We start from the raw sequence: 21,604 nt of genomic DNA, 5'->3' as shown, positions 1-21,604 counted from the left end.
CATGCCCTTCAGTGCAGGTCCCCGTTGAGGTACGGCTCGGGATCCACCGCCACGCCCTGCTTGCGAATCTCGAAATGGAGCTTCACGCGGTCGGCGCCGCTGTTGCCGATCTCGGCGATCTTCTGGCCTTGTCGCACCACCTCGTTTTCCTTGACGAGGATCGTCTGCGCGTGCGCATAGGCGGTGAGATAGGTGTCGTTGTGCTTGACGATGACCATGTTGCCGTAGCCGCGCAGTTCGCCGCCGACATAGACAACGCGCCCGTCGGCCGACGCGACGATGGGGTCGCCCATGTTGCCGGCGATGTCGATGCCCTTGTTGCGCGTGCCGTCGAACGTCGAGATCGTCCGGCCGGACGCAGGGCGCAGGAAGGTGGCTGTCTTCGCCGGTGCCGGCGGTAATGCGGGGCGTCCCGCGGCGGGTGGCAGGGGATAGAAGCCGGGAGCGGGCCCCTGGTTCAGGGGCGTCGACGTGCAGGCGACCAGGGAGACAGTCGCCACCATCACGGCAGCGGCGCGAAATAAGAGGTTGTGTACTTTCATGGCGGCTCTTTCGAACGCGATGGACGCCGGGGGTTCCCGGCCTCACAACGGAAGGGCATTTTTAGCACGGCGCCGGATGCGCCGCGCCACGAGTCTTTGCCGCATCGGCGGGCGCGTTTCTACTTGACCGGGATCGGCGCCGCGCGATCGATGGGTACCGCGGTGACGCTGTTCTTCGGAGAACCGTCGACGAGGAAATCGGAATAGGTCAGGTAGACCAGCGTGTTGCGCTTCGTGTCCACCATGCGCACCACGCGAAGCCGCTTGAAGAGAATCGACTGGCGTTCGCTGAAGACCTCTTCGCGCTTGGGCAGCGGTTGCGTGATGCTCACCGGGCCCACCTGCCGGCAGGCGATCGACGCCTCGGACTTGTCCTCGGCCAGCCCGAGCGCACCCGAGACGCCGCCGGTCTTCGCGCGCGAGACGTAGCAGGTCACGCCGTTCACCTTCGGGTCGTCGTAGGCGTCGACCACGATCTTGTGGTCGGGTCCGATGAGCTTGAAGGCGGTGTCGACCTCGCCGACCTGCTCGGCGCGAGCCAGCATCGACGCGACCGCCAGGCCGAAGACGGCGGTGCCTTGCACGAGACGGCTCATACGATATCCAGTGTGTGGACGCGATCGAAGCTGCCGCGCCGCCGGTCCTCGAAGTAGTGCTGCAGCGCCGCCTTGACGGTGCGGAACGCGATTTCGTCCCAGGGGATCTCCTCTTCGGTGAAGAGCCGGGCCTCGAGCGTCTCGTGGCCTGGGTCGAAGCGGTCGCTCAAGAGCCGCGCGCGGTAGAAGAGATGGACCTGCCCGACGCGCACCACGCTCATCACGGCGAAGAGGCCTTCCATCTCGTACTCGGCACCGGCTTCCTCGTCGGTCTCGCGCGCGGCGCCCTGTTCGGTCGTCTCGTTGAGCTCCATGAAGCCGGCGGGGAGCGTCCACTTGCCCCAGCGCGGCTCGATGTTGCGCTTGCACAGCAGCACGCGATCGCCCAGCACGGGGATGGTGCCCACCACGTTCAGCGGGTTCTCGTAGTGGATCGTGTTGCACGCGGGGCAGACCGCGCGCTCTTTCGTGTCCCCGTCGTCGGGGATGCGATAGACCACCGCGGTGCCGCAGTTCTTGCAGTGCTTGATGGGAACGCGCAGGAACATTGGTCGTTCGACGCTCCGCCTCAGACCACCTTGACCGTCAGTGCCGGCAGGCCGGTGATCTCGCCGACCAGCGTGTCGCCGGCGACCACCGCGGCCACGCCCTCGGGCGTGCCCGTGAAGATCAGGTCGCCGGGTTGCAGCTCCCACGCGGCCGAGAGGTGCTCGATCGTCTCGGCGATGTTCCAGATCAGTTTGCTCACATTGCTGCGTTGGCGGTCCGCGCCGGCGACCTTGAGCGAGATCTCGGCCTTCTCGACGTCACCCGCCTTCGCGACCGGCACGATCGGCCCGATGGGCGCGCTCTGCTCGAAGCTCTTGCCGATGTCCCAGGGGCGGCCCTGCTTCTTCATGTCGTTCTGAAGGTCGCGGCGAGTCATGTCGAGGCCGACCGCGTAGCCGAAGATGTGCCTGTGCGCGTCCGCCGCCTTGATGTTCTTGCCGCCGGTGCCGATGGCCGCGACGAGTTCGATCTCGTGGTGCAGGTTCTTGGTGAGCGTCGGGTAGGCCATGGTGCCTGTGGTGCCGGCGTCGACCACCACCACCGCGTCGGCCGGCTTCATGAAGAAGAAGGGCGGTTCGCGGCCGGTGAACCCCATTTCCTTGGCGTGCTCTTCATAGTTGCGGCCGACGCAATAGATGCGGTGCACCGGATACCGGGCGGCTTGTCCGACGACGGGGATCGAGACGACGGGGTGGGGGCTGAATACGTACTCGGAGGCCATGGGGAAGAGAGTCCTTTTCTGCGCGTTCCTGCGAAAACGGCAGTGTGCCAGAGCGAGCGGCCGGCCGCCCTCCGGCCTTGCCCTGCCCACGTCGCTGGCCGGTGCCATCGGGCGGCGATATGCTTGCCGGGTCATGAAGCTGCACAATTATTTCCGTTCCTCCGCCTCTTTTCGGGTACGCATTGCGCTGAACCTGAAGGGCCTCGACTACGAGTACATCCCGGTGCACATCGCCCGCGGCGATCACAAGACCGGCCCGTTCTCGGCGATTTCGCCCGACATGCTCGTGCCGCTGCTCGAGGACGACGGGGAGCGTTTGACCCAGTCGATGGCGATCATCGAGTACCTCGACGAGGTGTACCCCGAGCCGGCGCTGCTGCCGCACGATCCGGTGGGTCGCGCCAAGGTGCGGGCGCTGTCGCAATCGATCGCCTGCGAGATTCATCCGCTGAACAACCTTCGCGTGCTGAAGTACCTCGTGCGCGAGCTCAAGCTCGACGATGACGCGAAGAACGCCTGGTATCGCCACTGGGTGCGCGAGGGCTTGTTGTCGTTCGAGCGCCAGTTGGCACTGTTGCCCGCGGGAACCTACTGCTACGGCAACACGCCCACCATGGCGGACTGCTGCCTCGTGCCGCAGATCTTCAACGGACAGCGCTTCGATTGCGACTTCAGCGGCCTGCCGCGCACCATGGCGGCATTCGAGGCCTGCATGCAGCTTGAGGCCTTCCAGCGCGCGCAGCCTTCGCAGTCGCCTGACGCCGAAGCGTGATCCGAAGCGTGATCCCTTCCGACTGGATCGTCCCTGACTGGCCGGCGCCGCCCGGCGTGCATGCGGTATGCACGACGCGCGCCGGTGGCGTCTCGAGCGGCAACTACCAGGGCCTGAATCTCGGGGACCATGTCGGCGATGACCCGGCTGCCGTGCGCTCCAACCGCCTTGCGCTCGTCGATGCGATCGGTGCGCGGCCCGTATTCCTGCAGCAGGTGCACGCGACGGATATTGCCGTTCTGGGCACCGGGGCGATCGATGGCAGGGTCGCCGATGGCTGCATCACCGTCCAGAGCGGCATCGCCTGCACCATCATGGTGGCCGACTGTCTGCCGGTGCTCTTCACCGATGAGTCCGGTCGCTGCGTCGCTGCGGCCCATGCGGGTTGGCGCGGCCGGCCGCCGGCGTGCTCGAACGCACGCTCGACGGCTTCAGCCAGGAGGGCGGTGCGCAGCGCGTGATCGCGTGGCTCGGCCCGTGCATCGGCCCGGATGCGTTCGAAGTCGGCGATGAAGTCCGCACCGCTTTCGAAAGCGTGTCACCCGTTGCGCGGCAGTGCTTCCAGCCTGCGGGAGCGGAAGGGAAGTGGCTGGCCGACCTCGCAGGCCTCGCGCGTCAGCGTTTGCGCGCAGCGGGCGTCACGCGGCTGTACGGCAACGACAGCTCGGAGTCGTGGTGCACGGTGCACAACCCGTTACGATTTTTCTCGCACCGGCGCGACCGCATCAGCGGACGTTTCGCCGCATGCATCTGGCGCGACTGAGGCAGCGGCGTGCGCGCGAATGGCTGCGTCACGTTCGGCAACTTCGCGTTCTCTCAGCGCGCGTCGGCGTGCCGGTGTGCTCATCAGGTAAATCACCAGTGCCACCGGAATCAGGCCGTAGAGCAGGAAGGTGAAGACTGCGCCCAGGATCGTGCCGTTGGTGTTGGTGGCCTCCGCGACCGCCATCATCACGGCAACATACAGCCAGGCAATCACGACGAGGTGCATAGGTGATGTTTTCAGGAAGATATCGAACGCCGCGCTGGTGGGGCCTTCGTGAATGCAGCATACTCAAAACCCGTTCGGAAGAGGTGAGGAAGCAGGAGACACCATGAAGCAAGAACACGCCGCGGCAGCAGACACCTTCGCGCCGTTTCAACAGGCGCTTTCGCAGGGATGGACCAAGGCACTCGAAGCATTCCAGTCGCTCGGCGCACACGGCAATGGACACAGCCCCCGCTGGGACCTCCCCAAGCTCTCGCTGGACTCCGAAAGGCTCCAGGCGCTGCAGCAGCAGTACCTGAGCGAAGCCGCTGCACTCTGGCAGCAGGACATCGTGGCCCGCACCAGCGGCGACAAGCGTTTCGCCGGCGAAGCGTGGACCCACAACCCCCTCTCGTCCTTCGCCGCTGCGGTCTACCTGCTCAATGCGCGGACCCTGATGAGCATGGCCGAGGCCGTCGATGCCGACGACAAGACCCGCGCGCGCGTGCGCTTCGCCGTCGAGCAATGGATGGCCGCTTCGTCGCCGAGCAACTATCTCGCGTTCAACGCCGAGGCGCAGAAGAAGGCGATCGACAGCCAGGGAGAAAGCATCGCCAAGGGCATCCAGAACCTGATGCGCGACGTGCAGCAGGGCCACATGAGCATGACCGACGAGAGCGCCTTCGAAGTGGGCCGCAACGTCGGCTCGACCGAAGGCGCGGTGGTCTTCGAGAACGACCTGTTCCAGCTCCTCGAATACAAGCCGCTGACCGCCAAGGTCTATGAGCGGCCGCTGCTGCTGGTGCCGCCGTGCATCAACAAGTTCTACATCCTCGACCTGCAGCCGGCCAACTCGCTGATCCGCTATGCGGTGGAGCAGGGGCACCGCGTCTTCGTGGTGAGCTGGCGCAACCCCGATTCGTCGATGGCCCAGTACACCTGGGACCAGTACATCGAGGATGCGGCCATCAAGGCGATCCACGTCACGCAGGAGATCACCGGGCAGGACAAGGCCGGCGGCAAGATCGACACGCTCGGCTTCTGCGTCGGCGGCACGATCCTGAGCACTGCGCTGGCCGTGCTTGCTGCGCGCGGCGAAAAGCCGGCGTCGTCGGTCACGCTCTTGACGACCCTGCTCGACTTCACCGACACCGGCGTGCTCGATATCTTCATCGACGAAGCGTTCGTGCAGTTCCGCGAAATGCAGATGGGCAACGGCGGCTTGCTGCAGGGCGGCGAACTCGCATCCACCTTCAGCTTCCTGCGCCCGAACGATCTGGTGTGGAACTACGTGGTCGGCAACTATCTGAAAGGCGAGATGCCGCCGCCCTTCGACCTGCTCTACTGGAACAGCGACGCGACCAACCTGCCGGGGCCGATGTACTGCTGGTACCTGCGCAACACCTACCACGAGAACAAGCTCGCCCAGCCCGGCGTGCTGACGGTGTGCGGCGAGACGATCGATCTCGGCAAGATCGATGCGCCGGTCTACATCTACGGTTCTCGCGAGGACCACATCGTGCCGATCGGCGGCGCCTACGCGTCGACCCAGCTCCTGTCAGGCAAGAAGCGCTTCGTCATGGGCGCTTCGGGCCATATCGCCGGCGTGATCAATCCGCCCGCGAGCAAGAAGCGCAGCCACTGGATCCGCGCGGACGGCAAGCTGCCGAAAACGCAGGCCGAGTGGTTGAGCGGTGCCACCGAGCATCCCGGCAGTTGGTGGACCGATTGGTCCGACTGGCTCAAGACACACTCGGGCAAGCAGATCGCTGCCCCGAAGTCCTACGGCAAGGGGAGCGCCTACAAGGCAACCGAACCCGCGCCGGGTCGATACGTCAAGGCAAAAGCCTGATCCTTTTGTTTTTCTTTTCCCCCAATGGGGGTGATTCTTTAGCACTGGAGAGCACACCATGGAAGACATCGTCATCGTTTCGGCCGCACGCACCGCCGTCGGCAAGTTTGGCGGATCGCTGGCCGGCATTCCGGCGACCGAGCTCGGCGCCACCGTCATCAAGGAGGTGCTCACACGCGCCAAGGTTGCGCCCGACCAGATCGGCGAAGTCATCATGGGCCAGGTGCTCGCCGCCGGCTGCGGCCAGAACCCCGCACGCCAGGCGCTGCTGAAGAGCGGCATCGTCAAGGAAACGCCCGCGCTGACCATCAATGCGGTGTGCGGCTCGGGCCTCAAGGCCGTGATGCTTGCCGCGCAGGCGGTGGCGACCGGCGACAGCGAGATCGTCGTGGCCGGCGGACAGGAGAGCATGAGCCTCGCGCCGCATGTGCTGCCCAATTCGCGCAACGGCCAGCGCATGGGCGACTGGAAGCTGCAGGACACGATGATCGTCGACGGCCTGTGGGACGTGTACAACCAGTACCACATGGGCATCACCGCCGAGAACGTGGCCAAGAAGTACGACATCAGCCGCGCCGCGCAGGACGAACTCGCGCTGGGCAGCCAGACCAAGGCCGCGGCCGCGCAGGATGCCGGCAAGTTCAAGGACGAGATCGTCGCGGTCAATATCCCGCAGAGGAAGGGCGATCCGATCGTCTTCGACAAGGACGAATTCATCAACCGCAAGACCAACGCCGAAGGCCTCGCGGCCCTGCGTCCCGCTTTCGACAAGGCGGGCGGCGTGACGGCCGGCAATGCCTCGGGCCTGAACGACGGCGCCGCAGCCGTGCTGGTGATGACTGCCAAGAAGGCCGCCGCGCTCGGCCTCAAGCCGCTCGGCCGCATTGCGAGCTATGCGACAACCGGCCTCGATCCGGCCTACATGGGCATGGGCCCGGTGCCGGCATCTCAGAAGGCATTGCAGCGCGCCGGCTGGAAGCCGCAAGACCTCGACCTGCTCGAGATCAACGAAGCCTTCGCGGCGCAGGCCTGCGCGGTGAACCGCGAGATGGGCTGGGACGTGAGCAAGGTCAACGTGAACGGCGGTGCGATCGCCATCGGCCACCCGATCGGCGCGTCCGGCTGCCGCATCCTGGTGACGCTGCTGCACGAGATGCAGCGCCAGAACGCCAAGAAGGGCATTGCCTCGCTGTGCATCGGCGGCGGCATGGGCGTGGCCCTCACGATCGAGCGCTGAGCGCCGCCGTAGTTCCTGTCGAAAGCCGCGCCCCGTCCGGGCGCGGCTTTTTCTTTTCGCAATGACATTCACAAGCATGAAGGAGACAAGAAGAATGAACGAATACGACAGCACCTTGTTCCGGCAGATCCGGGACGAGCTCTTCGTCGCCGCCGTGGGCGACGTGCTCGACACGATGGGCTATCACCATCAGTTCCTCCCGGCTGGCATCGCGCCGCTTGCGAAGTCGATGCGCATCGTCGGGCGCGCGATGCCGGTGCTCGAGGCCGATGTGATCAATGACGGACAGAAGTCGGCAGGCCCGCTGTCGGGCAAGCCCTTCGGCCTGATGCTGGAGGCGCTCGACGATCTCAAGTCCGGCGAGATCTACATCGCCACCGGGGCCTCGCTGCGGTATGCGCTCTGGGGCGGGCTGATGTCGACGCGCGCGCAGCACCTGAAGGCGGCGGGCGCCATCCTCGACGGCTACGTGCGCGACGCCAACGAGATCGAGCAGCTGGGCTTCACCGTCTTCTGCCGCGGCACCTATGCGCAGGACCAGGGCGTGCGCGGTCAGGTGATCGACTACCGCTGCACCATCGAGATCGACGGCGTGCGCATCGCGCCGGGCGACCTGCTCTTCGGCGACCGCGAGGGCGTGCTCGTCATCCCGCGCGCGGTCGAGGCCGAGGCGGTGCAGAAGGCGCGCGAGAAGGTCCGCACCGAGAACAAGGTCGCCGACGCCATTCGCAACGGCATGAGCGCGTGCGAGGCGCTCGCGACTTTCGGCGTGATGTAGAACGATCTTCCGGCATTTAGGGAAATCAGAAGCCCGTCTTCCGAATTCGCTGATTGCGCAGCCGCCGGCCGGCGGCCACGATGACCGTTTCCGATCATTACCAAGGAGGCATCATGAAACGGAACTCGGCACTCGAGGCGCTCGCGGGGGCGGCATTGGCGTGCGGCCTGGTCGGCCTGCAGGCACCCGCGGCGGCAGAGGGCGCGTGGCCCGACAAGCCTGTCACGCTGGTCGTGCCCTATTCGGCCGGCGGTCCCACCGACGTGGTGGCGCGTATGCTCGCGGTCCCGATGGGCAAGTCGCTCGGCCAGACGGTGGTGGTCGAGAATACGGTCGGCGCCGGCGGCACCATCGCACCGGCGCGCGTCGCCAGGGCGGCGCCCAACGGCTACACGATCCTCATCCACCACATGGGCATGGCGACCGCGCCGGCGCTCTACAAGAAGCTGCCCTACGACCCACTCAAGGACTTCGAATACATCGGGCAGGTGATCGACGTGCCGATGACGCTGCTGTCGCGCAAGGACTTCCCGGCGAACAACTTCCAGGAACTGCTGAGCTACGTGAAGGCGAACAAGGACAAGGTCTCGCTCGCCAATGCCGGCGTCGGCGCGGTGTCCCAACTGTGCGGGCTGCTGTTCACGAGCCAGATCGGCGTGGACCTCACGACGGTGCCGTACAAGGGGGCCGGCCCTGCGCTCAATGACCTGATGGGCGGACAGGTCGATCTGCTGTGCGACCAGACCACGCAGACCGTGCCGGTCATCAAGGACGGCAACCGCGTGAAGGTCTTCGGCGTGACCACGCCCAGGCGCCTGCCGAGTCTGCCCAATATTCCCACGCTCGACGAACAGGGCCTGAGGGGCTTCGACGTGCGCGTGTGGCACGGTGTCTATGCGCCGAAGGGAACGCCCAAGCCGGTAATCGACAAGCTCAATGTCGCGCTGCGTGCCGCGCTGCAGGACGACATGGTCAAGCGGCGCATCGCGGACCTGAGCTCCGAGATCGTGCCGATGGACAAGGTCACGCCCGAGGCGCTGCGAACGCACCTCGCGTCCGAGGTCGAGAAGTGGGGCAGGGTGATCCGTGCCGCCGGCATCCAGGGCGAATAGGAGCTCACCCCCAGCCTCCCCACTTCGTGTGGCTCTGACACCCCCTTCCAGGGGGCAACACCGGCGGCCCGGCAAAGCCGGTTCCGCGGTGTTTCCCGGCTATGCCGTCAACTCGATGAAGACTGGCTGGTGATCGGACGCCTGGGTTTGCAGGTCGACTTCGACGCGGCGAACCTGCGGTGCCAGCGAGTCGCTGACGAACACGAAATCGCAGGCCATCGGGTCGGGGCCGTAGGTGCGGTCGAACAGCCGGAAGGTCGGGTCATGCGGCCGGTCCGGGTGGGCGAGCGGCCACGCATCCTGAAGGCGCTTCTCCGGCGCTCCGCCGGTCCGCGATGCTGCATCGGCGAAGGGACGCTGGATCTCGTCGTAGCCCGTGTCGCTCGCCGGCATGTTGAAGTCGCCGCAAAGGATGGCCTGTGCGGTGTGCAGCTTGGCCTGGAACGGCGTGCCGATGGTGTCGGGCACCGGCGGCGCGGCGGCCAGCGCACAGGCCTCGACGTGCAGTTCGCGCAGAGCCCTCGCCTGCGCGAGACGCTGCGAGGCCGAGTAGTACTCGAGGTGCGTGGTCATCACGCGCAGCGCGCCCAGTTCGGGGCAGCGCAGCGTCACGGTCGTGCACATGCGCGGCATGCTGGTCGCCGTCGGGTCGGGCGGCCAGGGCAGCGGGTGATGCTGCACGCGCGCAACCGGCAGGCGGGTCGCGATCAGGTTGCCGAAACGCTGGCGCTTGCCGTTGGCATCGAATTCGTCCGTCGCCGCGCCGAAGAAGACCTGGAAGCCCGACAGCAGGGACTTCACCTCCGCTGGCTGGTCGCCGGGTCGTCCTGGCATGCCGCCGAATCCGCACGCGATCTCCTGCAGGCAGAGCACGTCGAAGTCGGCCATGGCTCGCGCGCCCTCGACGATGCGCCTCACGCTGACGACCCCATCGAGGCCGCAGCACCATTGGGCGTTCCAAGTGACAAGTTTCATGGGGCTCCCCACGACGGTTGATGGGTCCGTCCGATCGGCCCGGGTTGACGCCGCCGCTTCACGCTGCTTCGCTTCGGTTCGAAGTTCTTGCGCAGTTCTTCGATCGTGGCCGCGGCACTGGCAATGAATCGATCGAGGGCGGGGCTCATCCGTGTCGGGTTCCAGACGAGCAGGGCCGGGGCGATGGCCGGTGCGCCCGTGAACGGCACGAACCGGACGTTGTCCACGTTCGAGCGCGCGAGCGAGCGCGGCACCAGTGACACGCCCAACCCTTCGGCCACCATCGCGACGATGGTGAGCCACTGGCGCGCGGCATGGACCGTTTTCGGATGCACGCCGGCGCGGCTGAAGATGGCGACGACGTTGTCGTAGTTCGCCGGTGAGACGTCCCGCGAGAACATCACGAAACGCTCGTCGGCCAACTCGCCCAGCTCGACGGCCTTGGCGCCGGCGCAGCGGTGCGTCGCCGGCAGGCAGAGCACGAACTCATCTTCGATGAGCGGTAGGGAGCGCAGCTGGGGCGGCACGACGAAGGCATTGAGAAAGCCCGCGTCCAGTTGCCCGTGCAGCAGGCCCTGGAGCTCTTCCGTGGTCGACATCTCGCGCAGGATCAGTTCGATGCCGTGCGCGTCGGCGTTGAATCGTTGAACGATGGCCGGCACACCGCGATAGACAAGCGAGCCGGTCATGCCGACCTCCAGCCGGCCCCGGCTGCCGCTGGCGACCGCCAGCGCGATGGACGAGGCGCGCGCCACGCGATCGAGGATCTGGCGGGCTTCTTCCAGAAACGCCGAACCGGCGGGCGTCAGTTCGACACGCTTGCTGCTGCGCAGCAGCAACTGCACGCCGAGCTCTTCCTCCAGCGCCTTGATCGCAAGGCTCAGCGGCGGCTGGGTGATGGCGAGGCGGTCGGCGGCGCGGCCGAAATGGAGTTCCTCGGCCAGTACGGTGAAGTACCGCAGGAAGTGCAGCTTCATGCCGAGTGATTCTAGAAATGAATCGATCGAGCCGCAAAGTGAATTGGACGCAAATGATGGCCCTCTCCAAGATGCGAGGCGTCGCGATCAGACGACGGATATTCAGGAGACAACCCCATGCAGCTTTTTCGAAGGGCCTTCGCGGTGCTCGCCCTCGTGTCGGCCCCCTCGCTTTTGCCCAGCCCTATCCCTCCGCGCCGATCACGATGGTGGTGCCGTTCGCGGCGGGCAGCGGCACCGATGCCGTGGCACGCATCGTGGCGAAGCGCCTGGGTGAGCGGCTGAAGCAGCCGGTGCTGGTGGACAACAAGGCCGGCGCCAGCGCGCAGATCGGTGCGCAGTTCGTCGCCAAGGCCGGGCCGGACGGCTACACGCTGTTCATGACGACGAACACCTCGCACTCGGCCAATCCGGCGCTCTTCGCGAATCTCAAGTACGACCCGATCAAGGATTTCACGCCGATCGCGCGGGTGGGTGAACTGCCTTTCGCGGTGCTGGTGGATGCGAAGTTCCCGGCGAAAAGCATGAAGGAGCTCATCGATGGCGCGAAGGCCAGCCCCGGCAAGCTCTCCTATGCCACGCCGAACAGCACCTCGCTCGTGGCGTCCGAGACCATCCGGCGAATCGCCGGCATCGACGTGCTCGGCGTGCCGTACAAGTCCAGCCCGCAGGCACTGACGGACCTGATCGGCGGGCAGGTGCAGATGTACGTCGCCGATCTTGGCTCGAGCATGTCGATGATCAAGGCGGGCAGCGTTCGTGCATTGGCCGTGACGACCCGGGGGGCGCTGACATCGTTGCCCGGAGTCCCGCCGGTGGCCGAAGCGGTCAAGGGCTTCGACCTCACTTCGTGGAACGGCGTCTTCGGTCCGGCGGGCATGCCGGGGCCGGTCGTGGAGAAGCTGGATGTCGAACTCCGGCAGGTGCTGGCGGAGAAGGAAGTGCAGGAGCAGCTCGCGCAGCTCGGCTTCGAAGTCTGGCCCAGCAAGGGCCCGGACGATTTCGCGAACTACGTGGCCGACCAGCTCGCGCACTGGACCACGCTCATCAGGCAGGCGGGCATCCGCCAGGAGTAGTCATGACGCAGGAAGACAAGGCGTTGCGCGGCGGCCCGCTCTCGGGCGTACGCGTGCTCGACATGACCTCGGTCATCATGGGACCGTATGCGACCCAGATCCTGGCCGAACTGGGCGCGGACGTCATCAAGGTGGAGAGCCCGGAGGGGGACAACATGCGCCACGTCGGACCGATGAACAACGCCGGCATGGGGCACATCTTCCTGCACGCCAACGCGGGGAAACGCAGCATCGTGCTCGACCTGAAGCACCGCGGCGGACGAGAGGCCGCGCTGAGGCTCGCCGAGGGCTGCGACGTGCTCATCAGCAACGTGCGCCCCAAGGCCATGGCGCGTCTCGGGCTGGACTACGAAGCGGTGCGGGAACGCAATCCGCAACTCATCCACGTGAGCTGCTGCGGCTTCGACCAGGACGGACCCGACGCGGCGCGGCCGGCTTATGACGACCTGATCCAGGGCGCCACCGGGCTGCCCTGGCTCATGCAGCAGTACGGTGCGCCGGAGCCGACCTACGCGCCGACGACGCTCTCGGACCGGGTTACGGGCCTGCATGCGGTCTATGCGGTGACGGCCGCGCTGTATGCGCGCAGCCGCACGGGGCACGGGCAGGCGGTGGTGGTCCCGATGTTCGAGGCGATGTCGCAGTTCATCCTGGGCGACCACATGGCGGGGCTGACCTTCGACCCGCCGCTCGGCACGCCCGGCTATGCCCGACTGCTGACACCGCATCGCAGGCCCTATGCCACGCGCGATGGATGGCTCTGCGTGCTGATCTACAACGACAAGCACTGGCGCAGCTTCTTCGGCGCGATCGGCGAGTCCGACGGGCTCGGCGCCGATCCGAGGTTCGCGACGCATGGCGCGCGCGCCGCGCATATCGACGCGGTCTATGCCGAGGTCTCGCGCATCATGCGCGCGCGCACGACCGAGGCATGGCGCGCGCTGCTGGATGCGGCCGACGTGCCGAACATGTCGATGAACAGCCCGGCCGACCTGCTCGCGAATCCGCAGCTTCGTGCCACCGGGTTCCTGCGCGACACGGTGCATCCGACGGAGGGCGCGATGCACGCGATGGCGCATCCGACGAAATGGTCGGGTACGCCGCCCGCGCGCCAATTCACGCCCGCACCTCGGCTGGGCGAGCACACCGCGGCGCTGCTGCGCGAGGCCGGCTATTCGCAGGCGGATATCGACGAACTTCTGGCGAGTGGCGCGTGCGCCGCCGCGCTCCCCGAACCGACGCATTGACCATGAACCCCAAGTACCTGATTCGCAGCGAAGACGTTCCCGCCTACCAGCCCGCCAACCACCACCTGACGAGCAATCGGCGACTGATCGGTCCCGAAACCGTGGGCGCGCGGCAGATGGAAGTTCTGCTGGGCACCCTGCACAAGGGCGGTGGCGCACTGCCGCACGCGCACCCCGGCATCGAGCAGGCCTGCCATCTGCTGGAGGGCACTGCGCATGTCGAGGTGGAAGGGGAGGCCTTCGACATGGAGCCCGGAGACACCTGCTTCTTTCCGGCGGATGCGATGCACCTCTTCCAGGTGACCAGCGACACGCCGGTCAAGCTGCTGGTGATCTACAGCCCACCCTACGGCGAATCGCCGGAGAAGCTGTGCCGGCCCGCCCACGATTGAATCAGGAGACGGACATGAATTTCAGCCTCACGTCGCAGCAGGAGCAGATCCGGGACGCCATCGAGAAGGTCTGCGCCCCCTTCGATGCCGACTACTGGCTGCGCAAGGATCGCGAGGGCGGCTTCCCGGACGACTTTCACCATGCGCTTGCGGAAGCCGGCTGGCTCGGCATCGCGATGCCGGAGGAACATGGCGGGGCCGGGCTCGGCATCAGCGAGGCGGCGCTGATGATGCACACCATCGCCGCGACGGGCGCGGGGCTGTCGGGTGCGTCCGCAGTGCACATGAACATCTTCGGCCTGCATCCGGTGGTCGTCTTCGGAACCCATGATCAGAAGCGGCGCTGGCTGCCGCCGCTGATCCAGGGCAGGGATCGCGCCTGCTTCGGCGTGACCGAACCGGACGCCGGGCTCAACACGCTGAAGCTCAGGACGCGCGCGGTGCGCGAGGGAAACCACTACGTGGTGCATGGCCAGAAGGTCTGGATCAGCACGGCGCAGGTCGCGAACAAGATCCTGCTCCTCGCGCGCACCACGCCCGTCGAGGACTGCGAGGGTACCGAGGGCCTGAGCCTCTTCTACACCGACCTCGACCGCTCGAAAGTCGAGGTGCGCGAGATCGAGAAGCTCGGCCGCAAGTGTGTCGATTCCAACCAGGTCTTCATCGACGGGCTCCGCATCCCGGTCGCGGATCGCGTGGGCGAGGAGGGCAAGGGATTCGGCTACATCCTGCACGGGCTGAACCCGGAGCGCATCCTGATCGCGTCCGAGGCGATCGGCCTGGGCCGCGCCGCATTGAAGCGTGCCGCGGGCTATGCCAACGAGCGCGAGGTCTTCGGCCGGCCGATCGGCATGAACCGGGCCATCCAGCATCCGCTGGCGAAGTCATGGATGGAGCTCGAGGCGGCCCATCTCATGGTGCAGAAGGCTGCGTGGCTCTACGACCAGCGCCTGTCCTGCGGCGCGGAGGCCAACAGCGCGAAGTTTCTGGCGGCGGAAGCCTGCTATGCCGCGTGCGAGAACGCGATCTTCACGCACGGCGGCATGGGCTATGCCAAGGAGTACCACGTCGAGCGCTACCTGCGCGAAGCCTGGATTCCGCGTCTGGCGCCGGTGAGCCCGCAGCTCATCCTGTGTTTCATCGCCGAGAAGGTGCTGGGGTTACCGAAGTCCTATTGAGGCTGCGCCTCACTTGATGCCGGCGCGCATGAAGCTCTGAACGAACTGTCGCTGGAACAGCAGGAACGCGATCAGCAGCGGTGCGGAAGTCATCAGCGTCGCCGCGGTGATCACCGACCAGTCGACGCCCTGGTCGACCGACGAGAACACCTGCAGGCCCACTGTCAGCGGCCGCGCGTTCACGCTGTTGGTGATGATGAGCGGCCAGAGGAAGTTGTTCCAGTGGAAGCTGGTGGACACCAGCGCGAACGCGGTGTACACGGGTTTGGCGAGCGGCACGTAGACGCGCCACAGCGTCTGCATCGCGCTCGCGCCCTCGACGCGCGCGGCCTCGTCGAGCTCCTTCGGGATGCCCATGAAGGTCTGGCGCAGCAGGAAGATCGCGAAGGCCGAGGCGAAGTAGGGCAGGCCGATCGCGACGAGCGTGTCGACCAGGCCGAGCCGCGCCATGGTCTTGTAATTCTCGACCAGCAGGATGTCCGGCATGATCATGAGCTGCACCAGCACGAGCGCGAAGGCCACGTTCCTGCCCTTGAACTCATACCGCGCGAAGGCATAGGCGGCCAGCGTGCCCAATACCAGTTGGGCCGCCAGCACCATCGCCACCAGCAGCGTGGTGTTGAGAAAGTAGCGCGCGAACGGGGCGGCTTCCCAGGCGCGGCGGAAGTTGTCGAGCGTGAGCGGCGCCGCGAGCGCGAAGCGCGTCGAGTACTCGGCCGGATGGAACGCGGTCCAGACCGCATACGCCAGTGGGAGAACCCACATCAGCGCAAGCAGCCAGGCGGCCAGCGTGTCGAGCCACGTGGGTTCGTTGAAGGCGAGCCGGCTGGCGCGAGAGGCGGGCGCGGCGGCGCTCATTTGTAGTGCACCCTCTTGTCGAGCACGAAGAACTGGAAGAGCGCGATGCCTGCGAGCACCACCACCAGCACCACGGTGATCGTCGATGCGTAGGCCGTGTCCCAGAAGCTGAAGCCGACCTCGTACAGGTGGTAGAGCAGCAGGATCGATGCATTGTCCGGCCCGCCGCGCGTGAGCACGAACAGGTGATCGACCATGCGGAACGCATTGATGAACGCATTGACCAGCACGAAGAGCGTGGTCGGCATCAGGAGCGGCCACTGCACCCGCCGGAAGAAGTACCAGCGCGACGCACCCTCGATCGCTGCGGCTTCGCGCAGGCTCGGGTTGAGCGTCTGCAGCGCCGCGAGGTAGAAGATCATGAAAAAGCCGGCTTCCTTCCAGATCGCGACCACCGTCACCGCGCCGAGCGCGGTCGACGGACTGCCGAGCCAGTTGTGCGAGGGCAGCCCCAGCGCGCTGGTGATCTGCTCGAGCAGGCCGTACTGCGGCGTGTAGAAGAAGAGCCAGATGTTCGCCACCGCGATCATCGGCAGCACTGTCGGCGTGAAGTAGGCCATGCGCAGGAATGCGCGGCCCGCGATGCGTTCGTTGACCCACAGCGCCATCACGAGCGCGAGCCCGATCGACAGCGGAATGGTCGCGCCGGCGAACCAGAGGTTGTTGCGCACCGCCTTCCAGAACACCGGGTCGCCGACCATCGCCTCATAGTTCTCGAGCCCGACCCACACGCCCGGGCGCTTGCCCTTGGGCGTGGAGAAGAAGCTGTCGATCAGCGTCGAGATGGCCGGCCAATGCGTGAACGCGACCAGCAGCACCAGCGCGGGCAACAGCATCAGCCAGGCGTGGATGGTGCGCGGTCTCATCTGTGATGTCTGGTGCCAGGGCACCTGGGGGTCATTTGAAAGTCTTCAGGATGCGGTCGGCTTCCTTCTGCGAATCCTGCATCGCCTGCGCGGGCGCCTTGGTGCCGGTCAGCGCGGCCTGCAGGCCGTCGTTGAGCGCCTTGGTCACACGCTGGTTGTCATGCGTCGAGAACTCGGCGACCGAGAACGGCAACTGGTCGCGCGCCACCAGCGCGGCCGGGAAGTCGCGGCCGTACTTGCGCAGCGCATCGGTCTCGTAGGCGGCCGGCGAGACCGCGACATAGCCGGTGTCGATGCTCCATTGGGCGGCGCGTTCGGGCTGCGTGATCCACTTGATGAATTTGAACGAGGCCTCCTGCTGCGCGGGCGTCGACTTCTTGAAGATGTAGAAATTGCCGCCGCCGGTCGGCGAGCCCTTGCGCTTGTTGGCCGGGATCATGCCGACGCCGAAGTCGAACTTGGCGTTGGCCTTGATGTTGGTCAGGTTGCCGGTGGTCGTGTAGATGATCGCGGCCTTCTTCTCGAAGAAGTCCTTCGGCGTCGTGCCCCACTCGACCACGCCGGGCGGATGCACGCCGGCCTTGCCGAGATCGACCCAGTACTGCAGCGCCTCGACCACCTTCGGGTCGTCGAACCGGACTGCGGTTCCCGCGTCGTTGGCGAGGATCGCGTCGTTCGGCGTGGTCAGCGTCTGGAAGAGCCAGTACGGGAAGCCGCTCGACGGAATCTGCACGCCCCACTGCGTGACCTTGCCGCTCGCATCCTTCTTCGTGAGCCTGGTCGCGGCGTCCTTCAGTTCGGCCCAGTTGGCCGGTGCCTTGTTCGGGTCGAGGCCCGCTTCCTTGAACAGCTCCTTGTTCCAGTACATCACCACGGTCGAGCGCTGGAACGGAATGCCCCAGGTCTTGCCGCCGGTCTGGCTGTTCATCATGAACGCCTTGTAGAAGCCACCCAGCCAGGCCTTGTCGTCGGCGGTCTTCACGAAGTCGTCGAAGGGCACGATCGCGTCTTCGTCGATCAGCGTGAACATGTCCGTCGACAGCAGCACGGAGGTCACCGGCGGCGTGCCGGACTTGTGCGCGGTCAAGGCCTTGACGATGGTTTCCTGGTAGGTGCCCGCGTAGATCGGCGTCACCTTGATGCCGGGGTTCTCCTTCATGAAACCGGCGGCGAAGCCGTCGATGATCTTCGCGATCGGGCCGCCCACGGCAACGGGATAGTAGAACTGGACTTCCACCGGCGTCTGCGCGTGCAGCACGCCGGGAGCGCCGGCAAAAAGGCTGCCGGCAGCGATGAACTGGGCAGCGAGTGCCCGGATGAAGGTCTTGCGTTGCATGGTCTTCTTCTTCCTCTTGAGTTTGGAATCGAACAAATCAGTGCTTCCCAGCGATTCGAGAAGAACGCATCGCATGAATCCGGCGCGGCCAAGGCCGGGAATCCCGCGGATCCGGCTTGGCCGGGCCACCGGGATTGCCCCCGGAGAGGGGTGCCCGAGCCACACGAAGTGGGCGAGGCTGGGGGTGAGCCTCATAGCCTTTGGCCCGCGGCATCGAAGCCGTGGGCATCTTCCCGGGCCCAGCGCAGGCCAACGTGATCGCCGGTGTCGGCCGGTGCCGGCCATCCACCCGCACCAGCAGGCTCTGGGTGCCGACCCGGCAGCGCAGGACGAGGTCGGCGCCGAGGTACTCCACGCTCTGCACCGTGGCCGGAATGCCCCCGGGTCGAGCGTGATCGCCTCGGGCCGCACGCCCAGGATCGCGGCCGGCACGCCGGTATCGGCGTCGCTGCCGGCGATGCGTCCAGCGTCGAGCGCGACCAGGTTCATCGGCGGCGTGCCGATGAAGCGCGCCGAAAAAGTCGTGGCCGGTCTCGCATAGAGGTCGCGCGGCATCCCGGCCTGCTCGACGCGGCCCTGGTTCAGCAGCACGACCTGGTCGGCCATGCTCATGGCTTCGGCCTGGTCATGCGTGACGTAGACGACCGTGAGGCCGAGCTGCCGTTGCAGCTCGCGCAACTCGCGCCGCATGTCCTGGCGCAACTGCGCATCGAGGTTGGAAAGCGGCTCGTCCATGAGACACACCTTGGCCTGCGCGACCAGCGCGCGGCCGAGCGCCACGCGCTGCTGCTGGCCGCCGGAAAGTTGCCCGGGCTTGCGCTCGAGCAGGGCGCCCAGGCCGAGCAGCCCGGCCGCGTTTTTCAGGCGAAGCGCGGTTTCGGCGGCGGACACCTTGCGCACCGACAGGCCGAAGGTGATGTTGTCGGCCACGCTGAGGTGCGGGAACAGCGCATAGTTCTGGAAGACCATCGCGATGCCGCGCTGCGCCGGTGGCAGCGAGGTGACGTCGCGGCCATCGATGAGCACCTGCCCGCTGGTCGCCGTCTCGAGGCCGGCGACGATGCGCAGGGTGGTCGATTTGCCGCAGCCGGAGGGCCCGAGCAGCACGCAGAAGGAGCCGGGTTCGATCCGTAGGTTGACCGCGTGCAGGGCGGTGCTGTCACCCCAGGACTTGGCGACATCGATCAGCGCGATGGAAGACATCAAACCAGTATATGGAGCAGTTGTGACACCCAGTTGCAAAGAGGGGTCAGTGTTTTCCTGATCGGGCGTTGGTGAGAAACTTCGATAAAGTGGCCAACGCCTGTTCAGGCTTCACCTCTATAAGGAACACTCATGAGCAAGAAAGTCGCATACGTCACCGGAGGCATGGGAGGCATCGGAACAGCCATTTGCCAGCGCCTTTACAAGGACGGTTTCACCGTCATCGCAGGATGTGGTCCGACCCGGGACTACGCCAAGTGGCTGGCGGAACAGAAGGCCCTCGGCTTCGAGTTCCATGCGTCGGTCGGCAACGTCGGGGACTGGCAGTCCACGGTCGAAGCCTTCACCAAGGCCAAGGCAGAGCACGGCCCCATCGACGTGCTGGTCAACAACGCAGGCATCACGCGCGATCGCATGTTCGTGAAGATGACGCCCGAGGACTGGAGCGCGGTGATCGAGACCAACCTCAACAGCATGTTCAACGTGACCAAGCAGGTCGTCGGCGACATGGTGGAAAAGGGCTGGGGCCGCATCATCAACATCAGCTCGGTCAACGGCGCGAAGGGCCGGGCCGGCCAGACCAACTACTCGGCCGCCAAGGCCGGCATGCACGGCTTCACGATGGCGCTGGCGCAGGAGCTCGCCGGCAAGGGCGTGACGGTCAACACCGTGAGCCCGGGCTACATCGGCACCGACATGGTCAAGGCGATCCGCCAGGAAGTGCTCGACAAGATCGTCGGCACCATCCCGGTCAAGCGCTTGGGCGAACCGGGCGAGATCGCCTCGATCATCGCGTGGCTCGCCTCCGATGACGGCGGCTATTCGACCGGCGCGGATTTCTCCGTGAACGGCGGATTGCACATGCACTGAGGAGGCACGCAGCCTCGATGGACCGAAGACCCGCCCTGGCGGGTCTTTTTTGTTGGGAGGGACAAGGAGCCAGAATATGGGTTCAGGCGTGCGCAGTCGCGCCGATCCATAAAAACCAGATCAAGGAGTCCTTTCATGACCCCCGACGCACCGGCGCGCAAGAAGCCAGCGCTCTATCAATCCCTCTACGCACAGGTGATCACCGCGGTGATCATCGGCGTGCTTCTCGGCCACTTCTTTCCGGCGGTCGGCGAGTCCATGAAGCCGCTGGGCGATGCGTTCATCAAGCTGATCAAGATGCTGATCGCGCCGATCATCTTCTGCACCGTGGTGATCGGCATCGCGGGCATGGAGGACATGAAGAAGGTCGGCAAGACCGGCGGGCTGGCCCTCCTGTACTTCGAGATCGTGAGCAGCATCGCGCTGGTGGTGGGGCTGGTGCTGGTCAACCTGCTCAAGCCCGGCGCGGGCATGAACGTCGATCCGGCCTCGCTCGATACGCGCGGCATCGCGGCCTACACCGGGCCGGGCAAGATGCAGGGCACGGTCGAGTTCCTGATGAACATCATTCCGAACACCGTGGTCGACGCCTTTGCCAAGGGCGAGATCCTGCAGGTGCTGCTGATCGCGATGCTGTTCGGCTTCGCGCTGCACCGTTTTGGGGGCGCGGCACGCTGGTGTTCGATGTGATCGAGAAGGGCTCGCACGTGCTCTTCGTGATCATCAACTACATCATGAAGCTCGCACCCATCGGCGCCTTCGGCGCGATGGCCTTCACCATCGGCAAGTACGGCGTGGGCTCGCTCTTCCAGCTCGGCAAGCTGATGGGGACGTTCTATCTGACCTGCCTGCTGTTCATCTTCGTGGTGCTCGGGACGATCGCGCGCTTCCACGGCTTCAGCATCTGGAAGTTCATCAAGTACATCAAGGAGGAACTGCTCATCGTGCTCGGCACCTCGTCGTCCGAATCGGTGCTGCCGCGCATGATGGAGAAGATGGAGAACCTCGGCGCCCGCAAGACGGTGGTGGGGCTGGTGATCCCGACCGGCTACTCCTTCAATCTCGACGGCACCTCGATCTATCTGACGATGGCGGCTGTTTTCATCGCGCAGGCGACCAACACGCCGATGACGCTGATGCAGGAGATCACCTTGCTCGCGGTGCTGCTGCTGACCTCGAAGGGCGCGGCGGGCGTCACCGGCAGCGGCTTCATCGTGCTCGCGGCGACGCTTTCCGCGGTGGGGCATGTGCCCGTCGCAGGGCTGGCGCTCATTCTGGGCATCGATCGCTTCATGTCCGAAGCGCGGGCGCTGACGAACCTCATCGGCAACGGCGTGGCGACGATCGTGGTCGCCAAGTGGACCGATGAGCTCGACATGGCGCGGCTGCAGGCCGGCCTGAACAACGAGACCTGGGTCGAGGCGCAGGAGCCCGAAGACCTCGTCAACGCCCGCGACGAAAAAATGGCCACCTGAAACCGGGGCAAAAGCACCGCTCTGC

The 21,604-nt window shown here is 65.9% G+C and carries 20 protein-coding genes and 3 pseudogenes; 12 read left to right on the top strand and 11 right to left on the bottom strand.

The features are described 5' to 3' along the window. Positions 1-8 precede the first annotated feature (8 nt). From ACQ858_RS13170 to ACQ858_RS13155, 4 genes are all read right to left on the bottom strand, one after another. Positions 9-542, bottom strand: a complete 534-nt coding sequence (locus ACQ858_RS13170; protein WP_431273175.1) for a murein hydrolase activator EnvC family protein — start codon at positions 540-542, stop codon at positions 9-11. 119 nt (positions 543-661) lie between these two features. Beyond that, positions 662-1,138 carry a CreA family protein gene (locus ACQ858_RS13165; protein WP_431273174.1) on the bottom strand — a complete coding sequence of 159 codons (477 nt, stop codon included), beginning with the start codon at positions 1,136-1,138 and terminating at the stop codon, positions 662-664. After that, entirely contained in the window at positions 1,135-1,686 is a 552-nt protein-coding gene (locus tag ACQ858_RS13160; RefSeq protein WP_431273173.1) for an NUDIX hydrolase, read from the bottom strand. The genes ACQ858_RS13165 and ACQ858_RS13160 overlap by 4 nt, the downstream gene beginning before the upstream one ends. 20 nt (positions 1,687-1,706) lie before the next feature. Continuing rightward, positions 1,707-2,408 carry a fumarylacetoacetate hydrolase family protein gene (locus tag ACQ858_RS13155; RefSeq protein WP_431273172.1) on the bottom strand — a complete coding sequence of 234 codons (702 nt, stop codon included), beginning with the start codon at positions 2,406-2,408 and terminating at the stop codon, positions 1,707-1,709. Between the two features lie 133 nt (positions 2,409-2,541). Between ACQ858_RS13155 and maiA the strand changes: the two genes are divergently transcribed. Together maiA and pgeF are read left to right on the top strand one after the other, a co-directional pair. Beyond that, on the top strand, positions 2,542-3,180 hold the full coding sequence (gene maiA / locus ACQ858_RS13150; protein ID WP_431273171.1) for a maleylacetoacetate isomerase: 639 nt from the start codon (positions 2,542-2,544) through the stop codon (positions 3,178-3,180). 11 nt (positions 3,181-3,191) lie between these two features. After that, a pseudogene (pgeF, locus tag ACQ858_RS13145) lies at positions 3,192-3,943 on the top strand (peptidoglycan editing factor PgeF). On the opposite strand, the gene ACQ858_RS13140 reads toward pgeF, so the two are convergent. Further along, positions 3,875-4,171, bottom strand: coding sequence for a hypothetical protein (locus ACQ858_RS13140; RefSeq protein WP_431273170.1), 297 nt, complete (start codon positions 4,169-4,171; stop codon positions 3,875-3,877). The pseudogene pgeF and the gene ACQ858_RS13140 sit on opposite strands and share 69 nt — an antisense overlap. A 103-nt stretch (positions 4,172-4,274) precedes the next feature. Here ACQ858_RS13140 and phaC point away from each other — a divergent pair, with 103 nt between their 5' ends. The 4 genes from phaC to ACQ858_RS13120 all read left to right on the top strand — a co-directional run bounded on the left by phaC (position 4,275) and on the right by ACQ858_RS13120 (position 9,126). Further along, the gene (gene phaC, locus ACQ858_RS13135; RefSeq protein WP_431273169.1) at positions 4,275-5,999 is read left to right on the top strand and encodes a class I poly(R)-hydroxyalkanoic acid synthase; all 1,725 of its coding nucleotides are present in this window, start codon (positions 4,275-4,277) and stop codon (positions 5,997-5,999) included. 58 nt (positions 6,000-6,057) lie between these two features. After that, the gene (locus ACQ858_RS13130) at positions 6,058-7,236 is read left to right on the top strand and encodes an acetyl-CoA C-acetyltransferase (RefSeq protein ID WP_431273168.1); all 1,179 of its coding nucleotides are present in this window, start codon (positions 6,058-6,060) and stop codon (positions 7,234-7,236) included. Positions 7,237-7,330: 94 nt separating this feature from the next. Beyond that, positions 7,331-8,014, top strand: coding sequence for an RraA family protein (locus ACQ858_RS13125; RefSeq protein ID WP_431273167.1), 684 nt, complete (start codon positions 7,331-7,333; stop codon positions 8,012-8,014). A 113-nt stretch (positions 8,015-8,127) separates the two neighbouring features. Beyond that, positions 8,128-9,126, top strand: coding sequence for a tripartite tricarboxylate transporter substrate-binding protein (locus ACQ858_RS13120; protein WP_431273166.1), 999 nt, complete (start codon positions 8,128-8,130; stop codon positions 9,124-9,126). 99 nt (positions 9,127-9,225) lie between these two features. Here ACQ858_RS13120 and ACQ858_RS13115 read toward each other — a convergent pair whose 3' ends face one another. Both ACQ858_RS13115 and ACQ858_RS13110 read right to left on the bottom strand, forming a co-directional pair. Further along, positions 9,226-10,101: an endonuclease/exonuclease/phosphatase family protein gene (locus ACQ858_RS13115; protein ID WP_431273165.1), complete on the bottom strand. Its 876-nt coding sequence runs from the start codon at positions 10,099-10,101 to the stop codon at positions 9,226-9,228. Next, positions 10,098-11,078, bottom strand: coding sequence for a LysR family transcriptional regulator (locus ACQ858_RS13110; protein ID WP_431273164.1), 981 nt, complete (start codon positions 11,076-11,078; stop codon positions 10,098-10,100). The genes ACQ858_RS13115 and ACQ858_RS13110 overlap by 4 nt, the downstream gene beginning before the upstream one ends. Before the next feature lie 71 nt (positions 11,079-11,149). On the opposite strand from ACQ858_RS13110, the gene ACQ858_RS13105 reads away from it, so the two are divergent. The 4 genes from ACQ858_RS13105 to ACQ858_RS13090 are packed head-to-tail and all read left to right on the top strand — an operon-like array spanning position 11,150 to position 14,971. Beyond that, the gene (locus ACQ858_RS13105; protein ID WP_431276850.1) at positions 11,150-12,154 is read left to right on the top strand and encodes a Bug family tripartite tricarboxylate transporter substrate binding protein; all 1,005 of its coding nucleotides are present in this window, start codon (positions 11,150-11,152) and stop codon (positions 12,152-12,154) included. A gap of 2 nt (positions 12,155-12,156) precedes the next feature. Continuing rightward, positions 12,157-13,401, top strand: a complete 1,245-nt coding sequence (locus ACQ858_RS13100; RefSeq protein WP_431273163.1) for a CaiB/BaiF CoA transferase family protein — start codon at positions 12,157-12,159, stop codon at positions 13,399-13,401. A 2-nt stretch (positions 13,402-13,403) separates the two neighbouring features. Then, the gene (locus ACQ858_RS13095) at positions 13,404-13,793 is read left to right on the top strand and encodes a cupin domain-containing protein (RefSeq protein ID WP_431273162.1); all 390 of its coding nucleotides are present in this window, start codon (positions 13,404-13,406) and stop codon (positions 13,791-13,793) included. Between the two features lie 14 nt (positions 13,794-13,807). Next, positions 13,808-14,971, top strand: a complete 1,164-nt coding sequence (locus ACQ858_RS13090; RefSeq protein ID WP_431273161.1) for an acyl-CoA dehydrogenase family protein — start codon at positions 13,808-13,810, stop codon at positions 14,969-14,971. A 9-nt stretch (positions 14,972-14,980) separates the two neighbouring features. Here ACQ858_RS13090 and ACQ858_RS13085 read toward each other — a convergent pair whose 3' ends face one another. The 4 genes and pseudogenes from ACQ858_RS13085 to ACQ858_RS13070 form a co-directional block, all read right to left on the bottom strand. Further along, positions 14,981-15,829: a carbohydrate ABC transporter permease gene (locus ACQ858_RS13085; RefSeq protein WP_431273160.1), complete on the bottom strand. Its 849-nt coding sequence runs from the start codon at positions 15,827-15,829 to the stop codon at positions 14,981-14,983. Continuing rightward, entirely contained in the window at positions 15,826-16,695 is an 870-nt protein-coding gene (locus ACQ858_RS13080) for a carbohydrate ABC transporter permease (protein WP_431273159.1), read from the bottom strand. Before ACQ858_RS13080 ends, ACQ858_RS13085 begins: the two co-directional genes overlap by 4 nt. A 31-nt stretch (positions 16,696-16,726) precedes the next feature. Then, positions 16,727-18,031 carry an ABC transporter substrate-binding protein gene (locus ACQ858_RS13075; RefSeq protein WP_431273158.1) on the bottom strand — a complete coding sequence of 435 codons (1,305 nt, stop codon included), beginning with the start codon at positions 18,029-18,031 and terminating at the stop codon, positions 16,727-16,729. Between the two features lie 191 nt (positions 18,032-18,222). Further along, positions 18,223-19,234 (bottom strand): annotated as a pseudogene (locus tag ACQ858_RS13070) (ABC transporter ATP-binding protein). Positions 19,235-19,366: 132 nt separating this feature from the next. On the opposite strand from ACQ858_RS13070, the gene phbB reads away from it, so the two are divergent. Together phbB and ACQ858_RS13060 are read left to right on the top strand one after the other, a co-directional pair. Further along, positions 19,367-20,104: an acetoacetyl-CoA reductase gene (phbB, locus tag ACQ858_RS13065; RefSeq protein ID WP_431273157.1), complete on the top strand. Its 738-nt coding sequence runs from the start codon at positions 19,367-19,369 to the stop codon at positions 20,102-20,104. Positions 20,105-20,239: 135 nt separating this feature from the next. After that, positions 20,240-21,579 (top strand): annotated as a pseudogene (locus tag ACQ858_RS13060) (dicarboxylate/amino acid:cation symporter). The last annotated feature ends 25 nt before the right edge of the window (positions 21,580-21,604 follow it).

The organism is Variovorax ureilyticus, from assembly GCF_050632185.1.
GTDB classification, from domain to species: domain Bacteria; phylum Pseudomonadota; class Gammaproteobacteria; order Burkholderiales; family Burkholderiaceae_C; genus Variovorax; species Variovorax ureilyticus_A.
This window is presented reverse-complemented; position numbering and strand designations above follow the sequence as displayed.